Raw genomic sequence first — 22,050 nt, forward strand, 5'->3', positions numbered from 1 at the left:
GATATTTAATATAGATTCAAAGTAAATTTCAATCTATCGTAATATTGCAATATATAAATATCCTAATATCAAATTATCAAATTGATTTTATCCGTTCGTTGTAAAGCCAGGAAACAGCGTCATGCCGCCATCAACGTAAATAGATGTGCCGCACACATAATCGCTTTCATCGCTTGCAAGCCAAACTGCGGCTTTACCGATATCTTCCGGCTGCCCTATTCTTTTATATGGAATCAAAGTTAATAAACTGTTCAATGCTTCCGGCGTTGCCCACGCATTGTGATTGATGGGCGTTTGAATAGCACCGGGACAAATACTGTTGATGCGTATTTTTTTTGGCGCAAATTCCTGCGCCAATGTTTGCATCAGCATATTGATGCCGCCTTTGCTCGCTGCATAGTTTGCGTGTCCTGCCCACGGAATAATTTGGTGCACGCTGCTCATGCAGATAATTTTTCCTGCCGCAACGGATTTTGTTTCGTCGATTCCTCTGCGTAAAAACTCTTTAATCGCTTCCCGTGCACAAAGAAATTGTCCTGTAAGATTCACGCCAATCACGGCGTTCCATTTATCCAACGTCATTTCTTCAAAAGGCGCATCGCTTTGAATGCCCGCATTGTTCACAAGAATATCGACCGTGCCGAATTGTTGAATGGTTGCAGCAAACATATTTTGTACATCGGTTTCCTTGCTTACATCGGCTTGAAAAATAATGCCGTCTCCACCTGCTTGTTTAATGTCGTCAAGCACAGCTTGTGCATCAGCCTTAGTTTTTTCAAAAGGATAGTTGATAATAACTTTTGCGCCTTCGAGCGCGAGTGATTTTGCAACAGCTTTGCCAATGCCGCTGCTGGCGCCTGTGATGATTGCGATTTGGTTTTGTAGTTTCATGCGTATGATGTTTGAAATTGGAGAGATATAAAAATTTTTTTCAAGGTCGGTTATAAAAATTAATCATCTGTTTCAGAAAATGTTATTTTTTAATAAACAAAAAAGCCCGCCGTTTAAACGACAGGCTAAATGTAAAGACAGGTTTTCGTAAAAATGTTACCACGCATTTTTATATTCTTCAATCATGCGTTCGGCTTTTTTCGGTGGATTGGTTTTCCAGTTTTTGTCGTATCGTACATAAATTGCCAACCATAAAGTACGTGCAATGCGCATGATTGCAGGCTGAACAATAATCAGCAAAATAATAGTAAATGTAAGCCAGTGAAAAATGCTGTCGTTCTGCCAGGAGATACCAAATAGTGTCCACCATGCAACAAACGATGCCACGCTGAGTGCAACTGTGAGTGCATAGCTCACATAGCTTGAACCATAATAAAAGCCAACTTCCAAATCTAACGGCTGCCCGCAAACAGGACAGACTTCATTCATCTTCATAAAAATTTTCAGCTTGTAAGGATTTTGCGTTTCAAACATATTCCCTTCGCGGCAACGCGGGCATTTGCACTGAAATAATCTTAAAAAACTCGGTTTATGTGTATGTCTATTCGATGTGTGTACCGCTGCAATTTCTGTTGTTTCCATTATTATAAATTTTGTATGTTGTTTAATTGTTTTCTGAATTCATTTGGAGTGATGCTTTCGCTTTTTTTGAAAAAGCGGTTAAAATAAGAATTATCCTCAAAGTTGAGCATAGATGCTATTTCTGTAATCGTCATATCGGCGTTGATGAGTAAACGTTTTGCTTCAAGAATTTGCCTGTCGCGAATCATTTTGCCTGCCGTTATGCCAAGCATTTCGTTGCACAAGACATTGAGATGATTTGGTGTAATGTGTAACAAATTGGCATATTCTTTTGGGAGTTTTAGCGTGCTGTAATGTTTATCAATAAGGCTTTTAAACGATTGCAGTAATTGTTGCTTCAGCTGTGGAACAGGTTTCTTTTCTTTTGTAGCACGAGCTGAATGTATGTCGAGAAAAAGCTTCAGCAATAATATTCTGAAAATATCTTTATCATTATCGGGCTGTTCATTCTTTTTAATCATTTCTTCCAGCAATGCATGTGTTTTCTGTTGAATAGAAGCCGGAAGCCTGAAACAGCATTCCGCAACGTTTCCGGTAAGAAAAGGAAAGCGTTCCAGATAATTTGGCGATAACAAAAACGACCTGAAAAATGTATCGGAAAAATTGATGACATAGCCTTCCACATTGTTTTCAAAATGCCAGCTGTGTACTTGTCCCGGCGACATAAAATAGATTTGATACGGCGTTACTTTGAACTTTTGAAAATCTATTGTGTGAAATCCGTTGCCCTTTGTGAACAGCACAAGATGATAAAATGAATGCCTGTGCGGATAATGCAATTGTGCATAATGAATCTTGAGATAATTATGAAAGCGCTCAACGAGAAAATCATCGGTTATGCATTTATCTTTTGTAAGATTGCATATATCATAAACGGGGATTTTTTCTTTGCTCATGATTCAATTGTTTATGATTCAAAGGTAGATTCCGGTCTTTTTTTATGATAAAACTTTTTCTATGTTTTATGGTACTTTTTATCTTTTTACGATAGAAAATACTTTTTCGGAGAAAGATTGCAAGTGTTCTTACAGAATTTTTGATTCATAAATATTTGATAGATACAGAGTTATTTCTTTTTTAAATATGAATATCGTTATACTTTTGCAGTGTTATGGAACATTCTCATAAACAATCACTTGGAGAGAACAAAATTGCTGTGCTGGAACAAAGTCTTCGGTACAGGAATAAGTTGATTGCTTTTTTGGGTCATGAAGTTAAGGGAATGTTTGCCAATATTATGTGGCTTATAGAAGCTGTTGAAAGCGGAATGGCTTCGCCTGATATGTTGCAGGAATTGTTGCCGGAGCTGAGAGCCGTGGCGGATAACAACCTAAGTGTATTTCAAAAAACATGGGAGTGGATAAAAATTCAGGAAGATATTTATAAACCGGTTGTTTCGGTTATTAATGCGGGGAGTTTGTATGAAGAGATTAACCATTTCTTTGCGAACCGATTGCAGCAAAAGAAAATGAAATTGTCGTTTGCAGGAGATGAAAAGTTGAACTTTTTATCAGACCCGGTTGTAGTGCAATTTGTTTTGAGGAAAGTTTTTGAAAACATAATTAAATTTTCAATTTCGGAAAAAGATGTTATTTTAGATTTATTATTGAATGAAGAGCACACATTGGTAATTAGCATAAAAGCAGAGGTAGAAAATACTGCATCGTCTGTTTTTGATATACTCACATTTGAAGAAATTTCGGGAATAAATGTAATGAATGAGTCGGAGACACTGAGTTCCGGGTTGTTGTTTGCAAAAGATTTGGCAGGTATATTGGGTGGAAAGTTAAGTGCCGCACCCGTTAAACAAAGATGTGTTGCAATATGTTTTGAGTTATATAATATGCGGATTTCAGGATAAAATACATGGAATATGAATGAGAAGATTTTAATAGCGGATGACCATGGTATTGTACGAATAGGGATGGCAATGATGTTGAAGAAATTACGACCTCATGCTACTGTTGTTGAGGCGGATAATTACGCAATGGTATTGGACTTGGTAGAAAAAGAAAAATTTGATTTATTGATATTGGATGTCAATATGCCTCAAGGGTCGTTTCAGTCTTCAGTGGATTATATTAAAGTAAAACAACCCTCTACTAAAATTTTAGTTTTCTCTGCTTTGGACGCTCAGCTTCATGGCTTGCGGTACATTCACGCAGGGGCTAACGGTTTTTTAAACAAGCTGGCAAAAGAAGATGAAGTAAAAAAAGCGCTCGAGCGGATGTTTACTTCCGGCAACTATCTGAGTGATGATTTGAAAGACAGCCTGATTTTTAATTCTGCTAAAAAAGAAGCGTTCGATGAAAATCCTTTCCATTCATTATCCAACAGGGAAATGGAAATTGCCACGCGGCTTATGAAAGGTATGCGCCTGAAAGATATTTCTAACGAGCTTAATATCCACGTGTCCACCATCAGCACATACAAAAACCGTATTTTCGAAAAACTATCCGTGCAGTCTGTTCCCGAAATGATGGACGTTTTCAAATTCTACGACATATAAAACGCTTGTAGAAAAATTACTACATAAGAATCTGCTTTTTTCTACACTCTGCTTTTCTTCCGCGTTCTACATTTGTGGTAGAGAAATTTTCATAACAGAGAAATGAACAAGAGTACCGGGAGGGGGTAAAACAACCAATTTAAAACACCTTATAACCCATACCGGTACTTATTTTTTCCGTATCTTTAGCGGCGATTAACCAAAATCATTTATGAAAACACGTTTGACGCTCAACTCAAAGTACGGGTTTATAATCATAGTATTTTTAGTAATTGCACTTGCTTTTCTCACTTTTTTTACGGCAAACTATAACAAGAACTCTGCAAAATTAAGTTCCACGGTAAATGATTTGTCCAAAAACCACAGCGATGAAGAAAAAATCGACAGCGCTTTAGGGCTACTATATATCGCAGAAAACAATGCACGTATGTACGCTTTGTACAACGAGAAACCTTATTACACGGCATTTACTTCTCAGTTGAAATCGGTAGCGCAGTTGATAGATTCCTTAAGCAGCAACCAGGCAAATGAAGATAATCTTGCAGAACTTGTTCAGGACAAGCAAATAAAAACACAACTGTTTTTGAAAGCTCAGTTGTTGGTCGATTCCTTACTGATGGATAATAGTGTGAAACCGGTAGGCGCTCCGAAGTTTGTTCATCACACGTTGCCGCCGCTGGATACTTCAATGTTTGAAGTGGATACGACACATACAACACAGGCGCCGCAACCCAAAAAGAAAAAAGGATTATTCGGCAGAATAGGCGATGCCATTAAAAACAAGCAGGATACTTCCATGCCGCTGGTTGATAAAATGCTGGTGCAGCGCTTTGCAAAAGATTCTGTAAAAATGCAGTACGAAAACAGGGTGTTACAGTTGCAAGTCTCGGATTTCAAAGGCAGAGAGAGGGCATTAGGAAATCTGAAAGAAAAAGAAAAAAACGTGCTTGATGCGAATCACAGGTTGTTTAACGATTTGCAAACATTGTTGCAGGAATTAAAGAGAAATGAACTTGAGGCGCAGCAAATACGCAATGCCGCATTGAGTCGTAATGCCAGTTTTCTTACACACAATTTGAAAATCAACAATACATATATTACCATTTTCAGTATCATACTTTCGCTTGGCATTCTTAGTGTTTTATTTTTATTGTACAAAAATGAGCTGGCGCTCAACAAAGCCAAATTACAGGCGGAAAATTATGCGCGTCTCAAAAGTGAATTTACGGCAACAATGAGCCACGAAATCCGTACGCCGTTGCACTCCATAAATTCTTTTGCTAATGAGTTGGATATTAAAAACGACAGTACACATCAGGCAGAAGTGATTAACGCCATCAAACTATCGTCCGGAATGTTATTGTCCGTAGTCAATAATGTTTTGGATTTTACAAAAATTGAAAAAGGTAAGTTCAAACTGGAATCACAGCCGTTTAATCCGTCAATAATCATCAACGAGATTCTTGCAGGTATTGCTATTCAGGCAAAGCAAAAGAATTTACAGCTTACAGGAAAAATAAACGACAGTACCAATAAAGAAGTATATGGAGATGCTTTTCAATTGCGCCAGATGCTGCTGAATCTGATAAGCAACGCCATTAAATACACCGATAAAGGAAGCGTTACTATTGAAGCAAATCTGAATGCTGCCGCTAATAAACAAGTATTATTACACATTGTTATTCGCGATACAGGAATTGGTATTTCGGAAAAAGACCTGCCGCATATTTTTGACGAATTTTCGACCAACGAACATAAAAATGAAGTAGTTGCAGGCAGCAGTGGTTTGGGCTTGAATATTGTAAAAAAGATTGTGGATTTACATAAAGGAAAAATATCCGTGACCAGCAAAATAAATGAAGGAACGGAGTTCGTATTGGATATTCCTTATGATACACAAAAAGCAAAAGACGAAGGTCCGAAAACGATAAAAAAAGAACCCAAAGCAAATGCTGTGCTGCCAAAAAACAAGAAAATACTGATAGTAGAAAATGATAAGTTTAATCAAAAATTTCTCTCTCAATTACTAACGAAAAACGGTTATATCGTGCAGGTTTCTGACAATGCTGAAAGCGCATTATCTTTGATTAATTCAGATAAATATGCGCTTATACTTACCGACATTGGACTTCCTGGTATGAATGGTTTTGAATTTGCCGACAAAATAAAAACGTCCAAAAGCGATAATGCTTTTGTTCCTGTTTTTTGTCTTACGGGTTTTGACGCAGAGGATTCAAAAGGGAAAAAAGAATTGTTTGCCGAATGGTTGGTAAAGCCTTTTAAAACGCAGGAACTGCTGGAAAAAATTGGGAAGTATATTTGATGACGTTGCAAGTTTAATTCATATTTATTTGGCAGAGATTATACGAATAGTATATATTTGCTGCCAAGTAATTAATCTTTTATTTATTTAGTCTATAAATTAGATAGACTATTTATTTGATTTCCTTTTTTAATCGCGGCTATATAAGATATGAATAGAATATTTTTTTACAATAAAGTTTTTTATTTAAATAGTCTATTGTTTTTATAGACTAATAAGTGCAGATATATGATTATTATATATTTAACTGGTCCCGCTGGTGGACTTTCTGGTTGTTGCAGATAAAAGGACACTTTTATCTATTATAATTAAAATTTTATGTAACTAAATTAATATTAATGAATAAAATATATATAAATCTGCTTTTGCTGTTAATGTTGTCAACAGGCTATGCAACGACTCTTTATGCACAAAAGCAAGTAACGCATCACGGTCAATATTGGATGCGCTATTACGGCAAATACAATATTTCGCCGAAATGGAACATTGATCTTGAAATTGACGACAGGCGGTTTATGAAGGGCAGCCGTCAAAGCAATTGGGTATTGCCTCGCGTTACTTTTACACGCAAGCTTGGTGCAGGCTGGAGCGGGGGTGCAGGCTTTACTTATTACAGAACGTCTAATCCTGCCGACCCTTCAAAGCCAACGGCAGTAACGGTTCCAGAGCTTCGGCCTCATGAAGAGTTGACCTATTCACAGAAAATAAAAAATCTATCCATCAAACAGCGTTTCCGTCTGGAAGAACGATGGACACATAACAGTACAAGTACTGAACTGATGAACGGATATTCCTTTAAAGGGCGTTTCCGTTACCAGCTTCAATTGACATATCCAATAGTCAAAGCAGAAACAGCCAAAGGTACTTTAAGCGTAAAAGCCTCGGACGAAATCATGCTGAATTTAGGACATTCCATTGTTTATAACACTTTCGATCAAAACCGTGCATACATTGCTTTGAATTACGGCATCGTTAAAAATCTGCAGGTAGAAGTCGGCTACATGGATTACTTCCAGGAGCGCAGTTCAGGCACGCAATATTATCACTACAACATTGCACGACTGACGATTTATCACACCATTAATTTTTACAAAAAACATTAATTCACTTAAAAATTATATCATGCAAATAAAGAAAATCATTACCGGAATTTTACTCGTGTCACTTCCGTTTTATTTCCTGTCGTGCAAAAGCAATAATGATAAAAGTATTATTATCAGCGGCGCATTTGCTTTATATCCTTTGGGTGTAAAGTGGACGGAAGAATATAAAAAACTGCATCCTGATGCACGGTTCGATGTTTCGGGCGGCGGTGCAGGAAAGGGTTTGACTGATGCATTGGCGGGCGCGGCGGACATTGCAATGTTTTCACGTGCGCTCACACCCGAAGAAGAACAAAAAGGCGTGGTACTTTTTGCTGTGGCGAAAGATGCGGTAGTGCCCACTTTCAGCGCTAAAAATCCTTTGGCGGATTTGATTCATCGTAAAGGATTGACACACGACCGACTGAAAGAAATTTATTTTTCAGGAAAAAATATTACGTGGGGAAGCCTGCTGGATACAACGGATAACCACAACATTGCTGTTTATACGCGCTCCGATGCGGCAGGAGCGGCAGACACCTGGGCGGCGTATTTCGGCGGCAAACAAAGCAATATCAAAGGCACGGGAATTTTCGGCGACCCGGGTTTGGCAGATGCCGTAGCCAAAGACCAATACGGAATCGGTTTCAATAATGTGGCTTATGCTTATGATATTACCACAGGCAAAAAAAGACCGGGCATTGATGTAGCGCCGATTGATGAAAATAATAATCGAGTAATAGATTCCGATGAAAATTTCTACGACAATGCTGACAGTATTTTGGCTGCCATTGCAGACGGACGTTATCCTTCACCGCCCGCGAGGGATTTATATTTTCTTACAAAAGGAAAACCAACCAATCCGCAAATTATTGATTTTTTAAAATGGGTGCTTACTGATGGACAACAATATGTGAAAGCCGCCGGTTATGTGCCTTTGCCCAAAGAAAAGATTGATGCGCAATTGGCAAAACTGAAATAATACTAACTCAAGAAAACGGCAAATAAAGATGACAACGTTTTTCTCCATCCCACGAAAATGGACAGACAGGATTTCAAATACGTGGCTGAACGTAGCAACATTTTTCCTACTGTTGTTACCGTTGGCAATCGGTTTGGGGCTTGTGCTTGAATCCCTGCCATTGCTGCGAACACATTCTTTTTTCCGGCTGATTGGTTCATCCGATTGGTCGCCGCTGGAAGGGAAGTTTGGCTTCTTTCCGTTCATTATCGGGTCGTTGCTGGTAACGTTGTTGTCTTTTATTTTGTCGGCGCCGGTGTGTGTGCTGGCAGCCATTTATCTTACCCAATATGCGCCGCGCAGGCTCATGCAAACCATGTATTTTATTATTGATGTGCTGGCAGGTATTCCTTCGGTAGTGTATGGTGTCTGGGGTGTACTGGTTGTTGTTCCGCTCATTGGCGAGCACATTGCGCCTGCATTTGGTCTTACGTCCACAGGTTATTGTCTCTTGTCCGGCGGCGTAGTACTTGCCATCATGTCCGTGCCGTATATGTTGAATATGCTGATGGAAGTGCTGCGAAACATTCCCATAGAACTGAAAGAAGCTTCGCTTTCTTTAGGAGCAACGTATTGGGAAACGATAAAAAAAGTTTTATTAAGACAAGGGAAAACGGGCATTATCGCCGCGCTGAATTTAGGCATTTCCAAAGCGCTGGGCGAAACTATTGCCGTGCTGATGGTTGTGGGCAACGTGGTGCAGGTGCCGCACAATGTGTTCCAGCCGGCTTATCCTTTGCCCGCGCTCATTGCCAACAATTACGGCGATATGATGTCCATTCCAATGTACGGTTCGGCGTTGATGTTATCTGCGTTGTTATTGTTCATTATTATTATCCTGTTTAACATACTGACTAATTCATTAGTTTATCAACGTAATAAATAAAAAATATACGGATGAAGAAGAAAATTGAAGAACAAATTTTTTTAGGATTAATGAAATTGGTTACCGCGAGTATCATACTTGTATTCATTCTTATTCTTTGGGTCATCATTAAAAAAGGCTGGCACGCCTTGTCGTGGCAAATAATTTCTGAAGTGCCGCAAGGCGGGTTTTATTTTGGCAAAGGCGGTGGCATACTCAACGCCATTGTCGGTTCGCTATACTTAGCTTTAGGTTCCACTTTTCTGGCAGTGCTTATCGGCTTGCCGGTTGCGTTGGGAATGAATATTCATTTTCTCCGGAACAAGCGCTGGGTAAGCGTTTTACGTTTTTTACTGGATGCGTTGTGGGGCGTGCCGTCCATCGTTTTCGGCGCGTTCGGCTTTGCCTTGATGACGTATTTTCATTTACGCGCTTCGTTGCTGGCGGGCATTATCACGGTAACTTTATTTATCGTTCCCATTTTTATCCGCGCATTGGATGAAGTCATCAGAACGATACCCAGCGGCTTGCTGGAAGCGTCATATTCTTTAGGCGCTACCAAAACACGTACGGCTTACAGCGTATTTTTTCGTCAGGCTTTGCCGGGATTTATTACCGCCATTTTGCTCGCTTTCGGGCGCGGCATCGGTGACGCGGCATCGGTTTTATTCACGGCTGGTTACACCGACCGCATTCCGCATTCTTTACAAGACCCGACCGCCACTTTGCCTTTAGCCATATTTTTCCAGCTAAGCTCGTCCATTCCCGAAGTAAAGGAAAGAGCGTATGCTGCCGCATTGATATTGACCGGAATCATTCTAATCATCAGCATTGTATCGAGATTAAGCACTAAAAAATACAAGCGAAATATTTTATAAAAATGTCAGACAGCATCATTCAAATAAAAGGATTAAATGTAACGGCGGGCAATGCGCCTATTTTGAAAAATATTAACCTGGAAATACCGCGCAATAAAATCACGGTGTTGCTCGGTCCTTCGGGCTGCGGCAAAACTACTTTGCTCAAATGCTTAAACCGGCTTACTGATTTACATCCGCAACTGTCGGTAAAAGGAGAAGTGTTGATAGATGGCGAAGATATTTTTCATCCCAAACAAGACCTTACGCGCATCCGCCAGAAGATGGGATTGCTGTCGCAAAAACCGTTTCCTTTGCCGATGTCCATTTATAAAAATATTACTTACGGACTGAAAATAAAAGGCATCAAAGACAAGGAAAAATTACAGCTAAGTGCGGAGCAAAACCTGCGCGATGCGGGACTTTGGGACGAAGTAAAAGACAGGTTGCATTCGCCCGCTACAAGACTATCCATCGGGCAACAACAACGGTTGTGCCTCGCGCGTGGCCTGGCTGTGGGACCGGAAATTATTCTGGCTGATGAACCTACATCGGCGCTCGACCCGATTTCCAGTAAAAAGATTGAAGAGAAATTTCTCGATTTAAAAAATGATTATACGCTAATAGTGGTAACGCATATTCTGCGGCAGGCGCAGCGCCTTGCAGACAATGTTGTGTTCATGTATTTCGGCGAAATAATTGAACAAGGCGCGCCGGAAAAAGTTTTTGGAAACCCACAATCAGATGTGCTGAAAGAATATTTGCAAAGCGGGCATTAAGAAAATTTTCCGGGAATTGATAATAAAAAAATCCCCCGAAACTTCGGGGGATTTAACAACTAAAAACCAACTTCAAAACCATGAAAAAATATTAATCGGGCTTTTTGCCTTCTAAGAAAGCATTGATGCTTGATATGTTTGAGCCTGTTTTATCGTCTTTGTTTACCGTGTATTTGCTGTAATAGTTTTCAGGTACATTGCCGGAAACTCCGTCAAGCATTTCCAAATTGCGGCGTACGTACGCCGGTACTGCATCCAAATCTCCGCTTGGGTCGTTGTTGGAAAAATTGTACGAAAGATTTCGTAGTTTCTGAATACGTTCTTCAGCTTTTTTGCGCTTTAGTTCTTCATCGCTTAATTCTTCCTGATTGCCGAGCGCGTTTGCAACAACAGGCTGCGGTGCAGATGCAACTTCTTTATACACCATCCGGAAAGATTCTTCTTCCTGTGCGGGCATTGTTACTGTCGCTCTTTGCTGCGGTTTTTCCTCTTGCTTCGGTGCGGACTGCGAAGCATAAATATTGCTTGGCTTGCTCAGGAAACTTGGTATAGGTTCGGCTTTCGGCTGAACTTCTTCAACAGTTTTTTCTTCATACTTAAATTCCGGCTGTTCATCTTTCACTTCTTCTTCTAAAGAAAAATGAACCGGCGCTTCTGTTTGCGTTTCAATTACAGGTTTTTCAATAACTTGCTGAACGGGTGCAACGGTTTCTTCCACTTCAGTCAACGTCGGCTGTAACGCTTCTTCTTCGGTTAACGTTTTTGTTTGTTTTATTTCCGGTTCCGCTTGTGTTTTAGTTATGGGTTCAGGCGTTACAACTTCTTCTTTAATTGGAATAATGATTGGTTTTGGTTCCTGAACATCGAGTGTGAGAATCACTTTATCTTTCTGCGGAATTGTTTCATAATCTGCTTTTTCGGCAAACGGGTCTTTATGTGAAAAGCCTGTCGCAATCAGCGTTACGGACAATCCTTTACCTAAAGATTCATCGATGCCCATACCTACGATTACATCGGTATTTTCGCCTGCTTTCTGACGAACGAAGTCATTAATCAATTCAAATTCATCCGTTCCGCATTCATAATCGCCTTCGCTGGTATTGATGTTGAGCAGAATCCATTTTGCACCGCTGATATTGTTGTCGTTCAGCAAAGGAGAGTTGATGGCATTTTCAATTGCAGTCTGCGCACGGTTGTCGCCTTCTTCAATGGCACTTCCGAGAATAGCCACGCCGCCTTTGCGCATTACGGTACAAACATCGGCAAAGTCCACGTTGATTTGTCCGTTGCTGTTGATGATATCTGTGATACATTTTGCAGCCGTTGAAAGCACATCATCTGCTTTACCAAATGCTTCACGCATTTTCAGGTTTTTGTGTTGCATACGCAATTTATCATTGCTGATGACGAGCAAAGTATCTACATGCGGTTCTAATTCTTTAATACCGTTTTCAGCCTGGTTTTTTCTTTTCGGTCCTTCAAAAGAAAAAGGCGTGGTTACGATGCCGACTGTAAGAATTCCCAAGTCCTGACAAATTTTTGCGATGATAGGCGCGCCGCCTGTTCCGGTGCCGCCGCCCATGCCTGCGCACACAAATGCCATCTTGGTATTTACTTCAAGAATGCGTTTTATTTCTTCCAGCGATTCTTCTGTTGCCTGCTTGCCGATTTCGGGATTTGCGCCTGCACCCAAACCTTGCGTGAGATGTGGTCCAAGCTGAATTTTATTGGGGATGGCGCTGTTGTCCAAAGCCTGCGCATCGGTATTGCAAATAATAAAATCTACGTTTTCGATTTTCTGTGAAAACATGTGGTTTACGGCATTTCCGCCGCCGCCGCCAACGCCGATTACTTTAATAATCGAGGAGCGTTGTTTGGGGATATCAAAGTCTATCATAATTCTAAATTTTAATGGTTAGTAGTTTTTAAACCGGATTTTATATTGAGCTAATTATTTTAGTTCATTACAGAGTCTTCTTCTTCTTTGAAAATATCAATAAGACTGTCTTTGAATTTAGTCCAGAATTTTGACGGTTGTTTAGGCTGTCGCACTTTCACTTCTTTTTCTTTGACAGTTGCTTCCTGAGTTTCCGAAGTTAAAATAACCTGCGGCTGATGCTTGGAAACGTTTGATTTTTCAAAGTTTTTTGTCTTGTTTTCATAATCGCTTTCGCCTTTTAAAATCAAGCCCAAACATGTTGAATACACAGGATTTTTCAACTGGTCAACATGGCTTGGTGCGAGATGCTCGTTCGGATAACCGATGCGCGCGTTCAAGCCTGTAACGTATTCTGTCAATTGAATTAAATGTTTGAGTTGCGAACCACCGCCTGTGAGAATGATGCCGCCGTTGAGCTTGCGGTTGTCCAAGCCGACTTGCTTTAAGTGATACGTTACAAATTCCAATATTTCGGTCATTCTTGCCTGGATAATATTTGCCAGATTTTTCACGCTTATTTCGCGTGCGGGCAAGCCGCGCATTCCAGGAATGGTAATAAATGCGTTGGCTTTTGCTTCATCGGTCAATGCAGAGCCGAATTGCTTTTTCATGGCTTCGGCTTGTTGCTTCAATACGCCCAGCCCCATTTTGATATCGTTGGTAATGTTTTCCCCGCCGAAAGGAATTACAGCCGTATGCTTTAGCATTCCTTCGTAAAAAATCGCAAGATCGGAAGTGCCGCCGCCGATGTCGAGAACAGCAACACCTGCCTCCATATCCATTTCGTTCAATACGGCTGCGGACGAAGCCAATGGTTGCAAAACGAGGTCTTTAGTTTTTAAACGGCTTCTTTCTACCGAACGGTTAATGTTTTTAATCGCGTTTCTATCGCCCGTAATGATGTGAAAATTTGCACCCACTTTTACGCCGTTATAACCAATCGGGTCTTTGATGGATTGAAAATTATCTACATGAAAATCTTGCGGAATTACGTCAATGATTTGGTCGCCGGCAGGAATAAAAGTCTTGCGTTGGTCGGCAATCAATTGCTCGATTTCGTGTCGCTCAATTTCAATGTCGGGATTCTGACGTACAATGTCGCCGCGTGTTTGCAGGCTTTTGATGTGCTGACCTGCAATACCTACATATACTTCGTTGATTTCCAAATCGGGATTGCTGTGCCTGCAATTGTCCATTGCGGTTTCAATCGCGCGCACGGTTTGATCGATGTTCAACACTTGTCCGTGTTGCACGCCGTTGCTTGGTGCATGACCAAAGCCAAGAATTTCAAGTTTGCCTTGTGCATTTTTTCTTCCTGCGATAGCCGCGATTTTCGTAGTGCCGATGTCAAGACCTACGATAATAGGGGCGTCGCTGTGAAATGCAGCATTTACTTCTTCGGTGTTGTGTGTGTGTTCATTCATGATTTATTGGTTTTAGTTGTGTTTATTTTATGTATAATTTGTTTCGTTTTATGTTGAGTTGTTTTTGTTTTGTTGGGCGAATTTACCCGCGCGACATTATCTAACCTGATAATTTCAGAATCCGGTGTTGCAGGCATATTATTGCGTTGTAATAATGCTGCTGTTGAATCTTTCATACCATTTGATGCAACTACCTGACCTTTGTACTGAACATCGATTTCTTTGTATTTGTTGATGCCCGTTCTGCTCAAAACCTGACGATAAAAACTGTACAAACGATTAAATTTATCGGGCAAATTATCTGCATTGCCAATGTCGATAATCTGGTTGCCGACAACAGGAATAATCTGAAATTCCGTATTTGGCAAAATATTTATCTGCGAAACATACGCTGTCCAAAATGTATCGCTGATGATAAAGTTTGCGACCTGTTTTACACTTTGCAGTAATGCGCTGTCCGGCGAAGACAGCTTTTGCTTATTGCTTGTAAACCCTGTAAATACGGGAACTCTGGCAATTACATTGCTATTCACAGGCAGATATTTTCCGCTGCTGTCTATATAAAATGAATTGCCGGTTATCGTAAAAATTCTTGCCACAGGGTCGCTTTCTTTTAAATCTATTTGTAATATTTGATTGTTATCGAAATACAGTTTTGCCTGTTTAATCCATGCATCTTTTTCAAGCTCTGATTCAATTTGCTTTACATTGATTTTATTAATTGGAATGCCTGCTTTTCCGCCGTTTTCGCTCACTTTAATTTTGATGCCGTTTTCATCTACAAAAACCTGCTTTGCGTTTTTACTTATCTCGACGTTGATGCCTTTGCACAGTTTTTCACCTTTCTCTTTTGCGGCAATAAACAGGAGCCCCGTTGCTGCAACACCGAGCAAAATCCACAAAGTGATTATGAGCTTCTTCTTCAACATTTTTATTGCGCTTCCAAAATTTCTTTTACGGGAATCAATAATTCATCAATGTCGCCTGCGCCTAAAAATGCCGCCAGTCGCGGGTTTTCGGCTTGTATTGTTTTTAATAATTCTTCTTTCGATAATATTCTTTTGTTGTCCAATTTCATTTTATTCAAAATCAATTCGCTTGTAACACCTTCCATCGGTAACTCGCGTGCGGGATAAATAGGCAACAAAATCACTTCATCTGCTTTGTCCAAAGCCTTTGCAAATTCATCTGCAAAATCTTTTGTGCGACTGTATAAATGCGGCTGAAAAACAACTGTCAATTTATCACTGAACAAACTTCTTATGCCGCTTATCAATGCATTTAATTCTTCGGGATGATGCGCATAATCATCAATCAAAATATGTTTATCGTCTTTCAGATAATATTCAAACCTGCGTTTCACACCTTTGAAATTTGCAACAGCGCGTTTTATTTTTTCTTCATCAATATTTAGCCATTTAGCCACAGCTATTGCTGCCACTGCATTTTCAATATTGTGCAGCCCACCGATGTGCAATTCAAAATCTTTAATGATTTGATTTTTGTAACTCACGTCAAATCGATAAGAACCATTTACAACAGTTCTGTTCAAGGAATAAATATCTGCACGCGCATCTTCAAAGCTGTATTTTAAATGATGCGGATGTGCTGCATATAATTCATAACTTCTGTTTAAACCATATTTTCTCAGCAAAAGCCCACCGGGTTTCACTTTGGAAGCAAATTCTATATACGCATTTTCTAATTCTTCTTTTGTTCCGTAAATATCCAAATGGTCGGCATCCATTGCCGTAACCACTGCGATATCGGGCGAGAGCTTTAAAAAAGAACGGTCGTATTCGTCCGCTTCAATTACACTTACATCTTTGTTGTTGCTTGCCCAAAAATTGCTGTTGTAATTCGCTGAAACACCGCCCAGAAAAGCATTTGAACCATATTTGCTGTCGCGTAAAATATGTGCAATGAAAGTTGTAATTGTTGTTTTTCCGTGCGAACCGCCAACACATATATTGAACGATTGCGCGGTAATCCAGCCCAATACATCGCTGCGCTTGAATACGAGAAATTTATTTTCTCTGTAATAAACCAACTCTTTGTGTGTCGCAGGAATCGCGGGTGTGTAAACCACTACATCCACGTTTTTCGGAATCAAATCAATATTTTCTTCATAATGAATTTTGATACCTTCATTTCCTAACTGTTTAGTTAATGGCGTTTCTTTTCTGTCGTAGCCGCTTACCTCAACGCCTTTGCTGTTGAAGTATCTTGCTAACGCGCTCATGCCGATACCGCCGATACCGATGAAATAAACAGCCCCCCTGCCCCCCGAAGGGGGGAGCTTTAAAAGCGTGTCAATATTTTTGTTGTATTCATTCATCATTTAATCTTCGCTTTAATAAGTCCCTCCTTTGGAGGGATTTAGGGAGGCTAAAATTTCTTTTGCAATAATTTCGTTTGCGTTTGTAACTGCAAGTTTGCCTATGTTTTCAGACAATGTTTTGCATCGTTCTTCATTCATCAGTAAATCCGTAACAGCGCCAAATAATTTTATTTTAGCTTCATCATTACTTATCATTTCAGCTGCATTTTTATCCACCAATTTTTTCGCGTTTACAGTTTGATGGTCTTCCGCCGCGAAAGGATAAGGCACAAACACCACAGGTTTTTTTGCGACACATAATTCTGCAACTGACATTGCGCCGGCGCGAGAAACGACTACATCAGCCGCGGCAAGCGCTTTGTCCATGTCCTGAATAAATTCTCCAACCCATACATTGCGCGGTGCCAACTTTCCGTGATGGATATAACGTGCCGAATTGGTTTTGCCTGTTTGCCATATCAATTGAATATTCAGCGCTTTGATATCAATCAGATGCTCCATTATCACTTCGTTGATGCTACGCGCGCCAAGGCTTCCGCCTACGGCAAGAATTGTTTTTTTATTTTCATCCAAACCGAAAAATTTAATGCCTTCATTTCGTGTAACGGTTGATTCGGAAATAATTTTCCGTACAGGGTTTCCGGTAATCATAATTTTGTTCGCAGGAAAAAAGTTCTCCATTCCTTCCGATGCGACGAAAATTTTAGTTGCATTTTTCCCGAGTAAAATATTGCTTTTTCCTGCGAAAGAATTGGATTCATGAATAAATGTGGGAATGCCTTTTTTCTCTGCATATTTCAATACGGGAAATGTAGAATAGCCGCCGACACCAATAACTGCATCGGGGAGAAATTCTTTAAAAATGTTTTTTACCTGATAAAAGCTTTTTATAATTTTGAATGGCAATGAAATATTTTTCAGCATGGAGCTTCTGTTGAAACCCGTGATGTCCAAGCCTTTGATAGAATAACCCGCCTGCGGAATTTTTTCCATTTCCATTTTCCCCTTTGCGCCAACGAATAAAATTTCAATGCTGCTGTCAATCGCTTTCAACGCATTGGCAATAGCAATGGCAGGGAAAATATGTCCGCCGGTGCCACCGCCCGCGATGATGATTTTCTTGCTATTTTTTATATCGTTATTCATTTATATTTTCAATCATGTTAATCAAATAAATTTTTTACATCATGCTTCAGGTTTTTCTTCTTTTACAATAGCCTCTACAACTTTCTTTTGTTTCTCGCCTTCCATTTTTTCCACGTTACTTGCTACACTTAAAATAATTCCGATAGCCGCGCAAGTGAATAAGAACGAACTTCCGCCCATGCTGATTAGCGGCAGCGTAACACCCGTTACCGGCATGATGTTTACGTTGACTGCCATATTTGCAAGCGCTTGTATTACCAACGTGAAACTCAATCCCAGTGCGAGAAATGCGCCAAATGCGTAAGGACATTTTCTGAAAATTCTTATGCACCTATATAGAAAAATGAGGTATATAAAAATGATAAAAGCGCCGCCTAACAAGCCGTATTCTTCAATGATAATGTCGAAAATAAAATCGTTATACGCCTGCGGTAAATAATTTCTTTGACGGCTATTACCCGGACCCAAACCGTGCAAAACACTTCCGTTGGCAATTGCAATTTTTGCCTGCTGCACCTGGTAAGGAACTTCTTTTTGTTTGGAATATATGAAGTCTTCTACGCGTGTGCGCCACGTTGCAAAGCGTTTAAATGTGGAATGGCTTTGTGTGTTTTCAATTGTGTCTTCCGTGTCGTTCTTATGCGCAGCATGATGAATCATAGCCGAAGAAACAAGGAAAAAAATTGGTATCAATGCTATGCCGATAACGAGTAAAATATGCTTGGTATTTACACGCCCGATAAACATGAGTAACAATGATGTTGCGCCCGTGAGCAAACCATTTGACAGGTTTGCCGGGAAAATTAATAGGCACGTAATAGCAACCGGAACAAACACGGGAAGAAAACCTTTTTTAAAATCTTTGATGACTTTTTGCTTGCGGCTTAATTGCCGTGAAATGAACATGAACAATGCGAGCTTCGCGAAGTCGCTCGTTTGGAAAGTCATGTTGATAATCGGTACTTTTATCCAACGGCTTCCGTCATTAATTTCTGCGCCGAAAAATAAAGTGTAGAACAATAAAGGAATCGAAATGAAATATAAAATGATGGCAATGCGTGAGTACAATGCATAGTTGACGCGATGCAAAAAATAAATAACCGCTAAACCAATTACAGAAAATACGATTTGCTTGAACAGATAAACTTCTGTGTTACCATGATTCATTTTATAAGCGAGCGAACCTGTTGCACTATACACAACAAGCATCGACACGAGCACCAACAAAGCTACAGAAGCCCAAATGTATCGGTCGCCTTTGGCTTTATCGGTTAAGCCTTTGAATGAATAATTTTCTATGTCCAATAAATCGTTTATCATTTTTAAATTATTATAAGATTGCTTCGCTCGCAATGACGTTATAATTCTTTTACCTGTTCTTTGAATTGCTCGCCTCGTTCCATATAATTTTTAAACAAATCAAAGCTGGAACAACCCGGACTTAATAAAACAACATCGCCCTTGTCGGCAAGGCTGTAAGCAGCTTGTACTGCATCTTTCATGGATGTTGTTTCTGTTATGGGGACAGTATCTTTAAATGCATTAATAATTTTTTCATTGTCCAAACCGAGACATACAATGGCTTTTACTTTTTCTTTTACCAGTTCTTCAATCATGGAATAGTCATTGCCTTTGTCCACGCCGCCTAAGATTAATACAGTCGGTTTTGTCATGCTTTCAAGTGCAAACCAAACCGAGTTTAGATTTGTTCCCTTACTGTCGTTGATAAAATCCACACCGCGAATGGTGGCAACAAATTCCATACGATGCTCGAGGCTTTCAAACGTCTGAACCGCTTCGCGGATTTTTTCTTTGCGGATGTCCAATACCGATGCTGCTATGCCTGCTGCCATTGTGTTGTACTGATTGTGTTTACCTTTCAATGCCACAAAATCATAAATGTTCATAGTTACACGTTCTTCCTGCGCTTTAATCATCATTTGATTGTCTTTGATGTATGCGCCTTTGGTTACTTCTTGTTTCATAGAAAAAGGTAATGGTGTTGAGTGAAATGAAATGGATTTTAAATGAGCCGTAATTAATTCATCGTCCAAATTGTAGATGAAGTAATCGGCGGCAGTTTGATTTTCTATTATTCTGAATTTGCTTTTTATGTAATTTTCAATGTCATAATTATACCTGTCCAAATGGTCTTCCGTGATGTTCAGCAGAATAGCAATGTCGGGACGAAAAGTTTTAATATCATCCAGCTGAAAAGAGCTGATTTCCGCTACATACAAAGCTTTCGGCGCTTCGGCAATTTGTTTTGCAAATGAATAACCGATGTTGCCTACCAACGCACAATCCAAGCCCGCCGTTTTACAGATATGATAAATTAACGACGTAGTTGTACTCTTTCCGTTCGTTCCCGTAGTCGCAACAATTTTACTGTCGCCTTTGTACCGATATGCCAATTCTATCTCGCTGATAACAGGAATATTTTTTGCACGAATCTTTTTTATCAATTCAACTTTATCGGGAATGCCGGGACTTTTCATCACTTCTGTTGCCGATAAAATTTTTTCTTCGGAATGATGCCCCTCTTCAAACTCAATTCCATTCTCTTGCAATTCTTTTTTGTATTTATCGGCGATTTTTCCTGCATCACTAACAAATACGTTATAGCCATGCTGCTTCCACAACAATGCAGCGCCCACGCCGCTTTCGCCTGCGCCAAGCACAACAAAAACCCCTGTCCCCTGAGAGGGGAAATTTTGTTGTTGATTAATGTTTTTTACTTCGTTATTCATTATAAATTTTTATTCGCTTCGTTTAAATTCCCCCCTTTAGGGGACAGGGGTTTATCTTATTTTGAGTGTTGCAATAGAAAATACAACTAAAATCAATGTGATAATCCAAAAGCGTATTGCTATTTTATTTTCATGAAATCCTTTCTTTTGATAATGATGATGCAACGGACTCATGAGGAAAATTCTTTTCCCTTCGCCATATTTTTTCTTCGTGTATTTGAAATAAGTTACCTGAATAATCACGCTTAAGTTTTCTACCAAAAACACACCGCAGAAAATCGGTATGAGCAATTCTTTTCTCACGATAATTGCCAGCGATGCGATAATGCCGCCAAGTGCCAAACTTCCCGTGTCGCCCATGAAAACCTGCGCCGGATAAGCGTTGTACCAAAGAAAACCAATGCAACCGCCAATAAATGCGCTGATGAAAATGGACAGTTCGCCGAGGTTCGGGATGTACATAATGTTGAGATAACCTGCCATTTGATAGTTGCCCGAAACATAGACCAGTACACCTAAAACCATTCCGATAATTGCGCTCACGCCCGCAGCCAACCCGTCCAGTCCGTCTGTAATATTTGCACCATTTGATACTGCCGTGATGATGAACGTAACAACCAAAATGTAAATAATCCATGTATATTTTTCTGCGCCGTCGCCGAGCCAGCTGATTAATCTTTCGTAATTAAATTCATGATTTTTTACAAAAGGAATCGTTGTAATGGGTGCATTCACGCGTACATATTTTTGTTCAACTCCGTTTACCTCTCTTACAACCTGTTGGTCATTTGTAACACGAACGGTCTTATCAATCTTTCCGTTTGAAGGAACGACTTCGCGTTCCATCGTTACATTGTTGTTGAAATAAAGCGTTGCGCCAATGATAATCCCAAGTCCTACTTGTCCTATGATTTTTGCCGTTCCGGCAAGCCCGTCTTTATTTTTTTTCTTATAATTTTCTCCGGCTTGCTGCGCTTTTTTTCTTGCTTTTAATTTTAAATAATCGTCCAGAAATCCAATGATACCGAGCCATACAGTGCATAGCAACATCAGACGTACATAAACTTTGTGCAAGTCGGCGAGCAACAAAGTCGGGATGATGATTGCCAGTAAAATAATGATGCCGCCCATTGTAGGCGTTCCTTTTTTCTGTTGTTCGCCCGCCAATCCCAGGTCGCGCACGGTTTCGCCTATTTGTTTTCTGCGCAAAAAATTGATGATGCGTTTGCCGTACACAGTCGCAATCAGCAACGACAAAATAATCGCCAAAGCCGCACGGAACGTGATGTACTGAAACAATCCTGCGCCCGAGATGTTGAACTCCTGCTTTAACCATGTGAACAAACTGTATAACATAATTTTTTGTTTTCTGTTGTCGATTGTTTGTTGTTGCTGTTCGAGGCGTCCTCGCCTCGAACTTTCATTCTATCGCCTCGCGGCGATTTTTTTGCATCGGTTTGTGTCTCACGAACCGAAATATT

General features: G+C 40.0%; 19 protein-coding genes. 8 read left to right on the plus strand and 11 right to left on the minus strand.

The features are described 5' to 3' along the window. Positions 1–87: 87 nt before the first annotated feature. The 3 genes from A9P82_RS14085 to A9P82_RS14095 form a co-directional block, all read right to left on the minus strand. Positions 88–891 (minus strand): SDR family oxidoreductase, encoded by an 804-nt coding sequence (locus A9P82_RS14085; protein WP_197492185.1) that lies wholly within the window; start codon positions 889–891, stop codon positions 88–90. A 156-nt stretch (positions 892–1,047) separates the two neighbouring features. Then, positions 1,048–1,533: a DUF983 domain-containing protein gene (locus A9P82_RS14090; RefSeq protein ID WP_066208891.1), complete on the minus strand. Its 486-nt coding sequence runs from the start codon at positions 1,531–1,533 to the stop codon at positions 1,048–1,050. Positions 1,534–1,535: 2 nt separating this feature from the next. Next, complete coding sequence (locus tag A9P82_RS14095) at positions 1,536–2,429, minus strand: AraC family transcriptional regulator (RefSeq protein WP_066208895.1); 894 nt, start codon at positions 2,427–2,429, stop codon at positions 1,536–1,538. A gap of 215 nt (positions 2,430–2,644) precedes the next feature. On the opposite strand from A9P82_RS14095, the gene A9P82_RS14100 reads away from it, so the two are divergent. The 8 genes from A9P82_RS14100 to A9P82_RS14135 all read left to right on the plus strand — a co-directional run bounded on the left by A9P82_RS14100 (position 2,645) and on the right by A9P82_RS14135 (position 10,969). Beyond that, on the plus strand, positions 2,645–3,394 hold the full coding sequence (locus A9P82_RS14100; protein ID WP_066208897.1) for an ATP-binding protein: 750 nt from the start codon (positions 2,645–2,647) through the stop codon (positions 3,392–3,394). 12 nt (positions 3,395–3,406) lie between these two features. Beyond that, the gene (locus tag A9P82_RS14105) at positions 3,407–4,042 is read left to right on the plus strand and encodes a response regulator transcription factor (RefSeq protein ID WP_066208899.1); all 636 of its coding nucleotides are present in this window, start codon (positions 3,407–3,409) and stop codon (positions 4,040–4,042) included. Positions 4,043–4,253: 211 nt separating this feature from the next. Next, positions 4,254–6,365: an ATP-binding protein gene (locus A9P82_RS14110; RefSeq protein WP_066208904.1), complete on the plus strand. Its 2,112-nt coding sequence runs from the start codon at positions 4,254–4,256 to the stop codon at positions 6,363–6,365. A gap of 338 nt (positions 6,366–6,703) precedes the next feature. Continuing rightward, entirely contained in the window at positions 6,704–7,468 is a 765-nt protein-coding gene (locus A9P82_RS14115; RefSeq protein WP_066208906.1) for a DUF2490 domain-containing protein, read from the plus strand. 19 nt (positions 7,469–7,487) lie between these two features. Continuing rightward, positions 7,488–8,429: a PstS family phosphate ABC transporter substrate-binding protein gene (locus tag A9P82_RS14120; protein ID WP_156522709.1), complete on the plus strand. Its 942-nt coding sequence runs from the start codon at positions 7,488–7,490 to the stop codon at positions 8,427–8,429. 28 nt (positions 8,430–8,457) lie between these two features. Beyond that, positions 8,458–9,354 (plus strand): phosphate ABC transporter permease subunit PstC, encoded by an 897-nt coding sequence (gene pstC, locus A9P82_RS14125; protein ID WP_066208908.1) that lies wholly within the window; start codon positions 8,458–8,460, stop codon positions 9,352–9,354. 11 nt (positions 9,355–9,365) lie between these two features. Next, positions 9,366–10,211, plus strand: a complete 846-nt coding sequence (locus A9P82_RS14130) for a PstA family ABC transporter permease (protein WP_066208910.1) — start codon at positions 9,366–9,368, stop codon at positions 10,209–10,211. Positions 10,212–10,213: 2 nt separating this feature from the next. Continuing rightward, entirely contained in the window at positions 10,214–10,969 is a 756-nt protein-coding gene (locus A9P82_RS14135; RefSeq protein ID WP_066208912.1) for a phosphate ABC transporter ATP-binding protein, read from the plus strand. Positions 10,970–11,060: 91 nt separating this feature from the next. Here A9P82_RS14135 and ftsZ read toward each other — a convergent pair whose 3' ends face one another. The 8 genes from ftsZ to mraY are packed head-to-tail and all read right to left on the minus strand — an operon-like array spanning position 11,061 to position 21,925. Continuing rightward, the gene (gene ftsZ, locus A9P82_RS14140; protein WP_066208914.1) at positions 11,061–12,866 is read right to left on the minus strand and encodes a cell division protein FtsZ; all 1,806 of its coding nucleotides are present in this window, start codon (positions 12,864–12,866) and stop codon (positions 11,061–11,063) included. A gap of 59 nt (positions 12,867–12,925) precedes the next feature. Continuing rightward, positions 12,926–14,332, minus strand: coding sequence for a cell division protein FtsA (gene ftsA, locus A9P82_RS14145; protein WP_066208920.1), 1,407 nt, complete (start codon positions 14,330–14,332; stop codon positions 12,926–12,928). Beyond that, positions 14,329–15,261 carry a cell division protein FtsQ/DivIB gene (locus A9P82_RS14150; RefSeq protein WP_066208922.1) on the minus strand — a complete coding sequence of 311 codons (933 nt, stop codon included), beginning with the start codon at positions 15,259–15,261 and terminating at the stop codon, positions 14,329–14,331. Before A9P82_RS14150 ends, ftsA begins: the two co-directional genes overlap by 4 nt. Positions 15,262–15,263: 2 nt before the next feature. Further along, complete coding sequence (gene murC / locus A9P82_RS14155) at positions 15,264–16,673, minus strand: UDP-N-acetylmuramate--L-alanine ligase (RefSeq protein ID WP_231891167.1); 1,410 nt, start codon at positions 16,671–16,673, stop codon at positions 15,264–15,266. 12 nt (positions 16,674–16,685) lie between these two features. Then, positions 16,686–17,819: an undecaprenyldiphospho-muramoylpentapeptide beta-N-acetylglucosaminyltransferase gene (gene murG, locus A9P82_RS14160; RefSeq protein WP_066208926.1), complete on the minus strand. Its 1,134-nt coding sequence runs from the start codon at positions 17,817–17,819 to the stop codon at positions 16,686–16,688. A 39-nt stretch (positions 17,820–17,858) separates the two neighbouring features. Beyond that, positions 17,859–19,139 carry an FtsW/RodA/SpoVE family cell cycle protein gene (locus A9P82_RS14165; protein ID WP_066208928.1) on the minus strand — a complete coding sequence of 427 codons (1,281 nt, stop codon included), beginning with the start codon at positions 19,137–19,139 and terminating at the stop codon, positions 17,859–17,861. Positions 19,140–19,177: 38 nt separating this feature from the next. After that, the gene (gene murD, locus A9P82_RS14170) at positions 19,178–20,569 is read right to left on the minus strand and encodes a UDP-N-acetylmuramoyl-L-alanine--D-glutamate ligase (protein WP_082915366.1); all 1,392 of its coding nucleotides are present in this window, start codon (positions 20,567–20,569) and stop codon (positions 19,178–19,180) included. 51 nt (positions 20,570–20,620) lie between these two features. Beyond that, positions 20,621–21,925 (minus strand): phospho-N-acetylmuramoyl-pentapeptide-transferase, encoded by a 1,305-nt coding sequence (gene mraY, locus A9P82_RS14175; protein ID WP_066208930.1) that lies wholly within the window; start codon positions 21,923–21,925, stop codon positions 20,621–20,623. Between the last annotated feature and the right edge of the window lie 125 nt (positions 21,926–22,050).

It is taken from the genome of Arachidicoccus sp. BS20 (genome assembly GCF_001659705.1).
Lineage (GTDB): Bacteria > Bacteroidota > Bacteroidia > Chitinophagales > Chitinophagaceae > Arachidicoccus.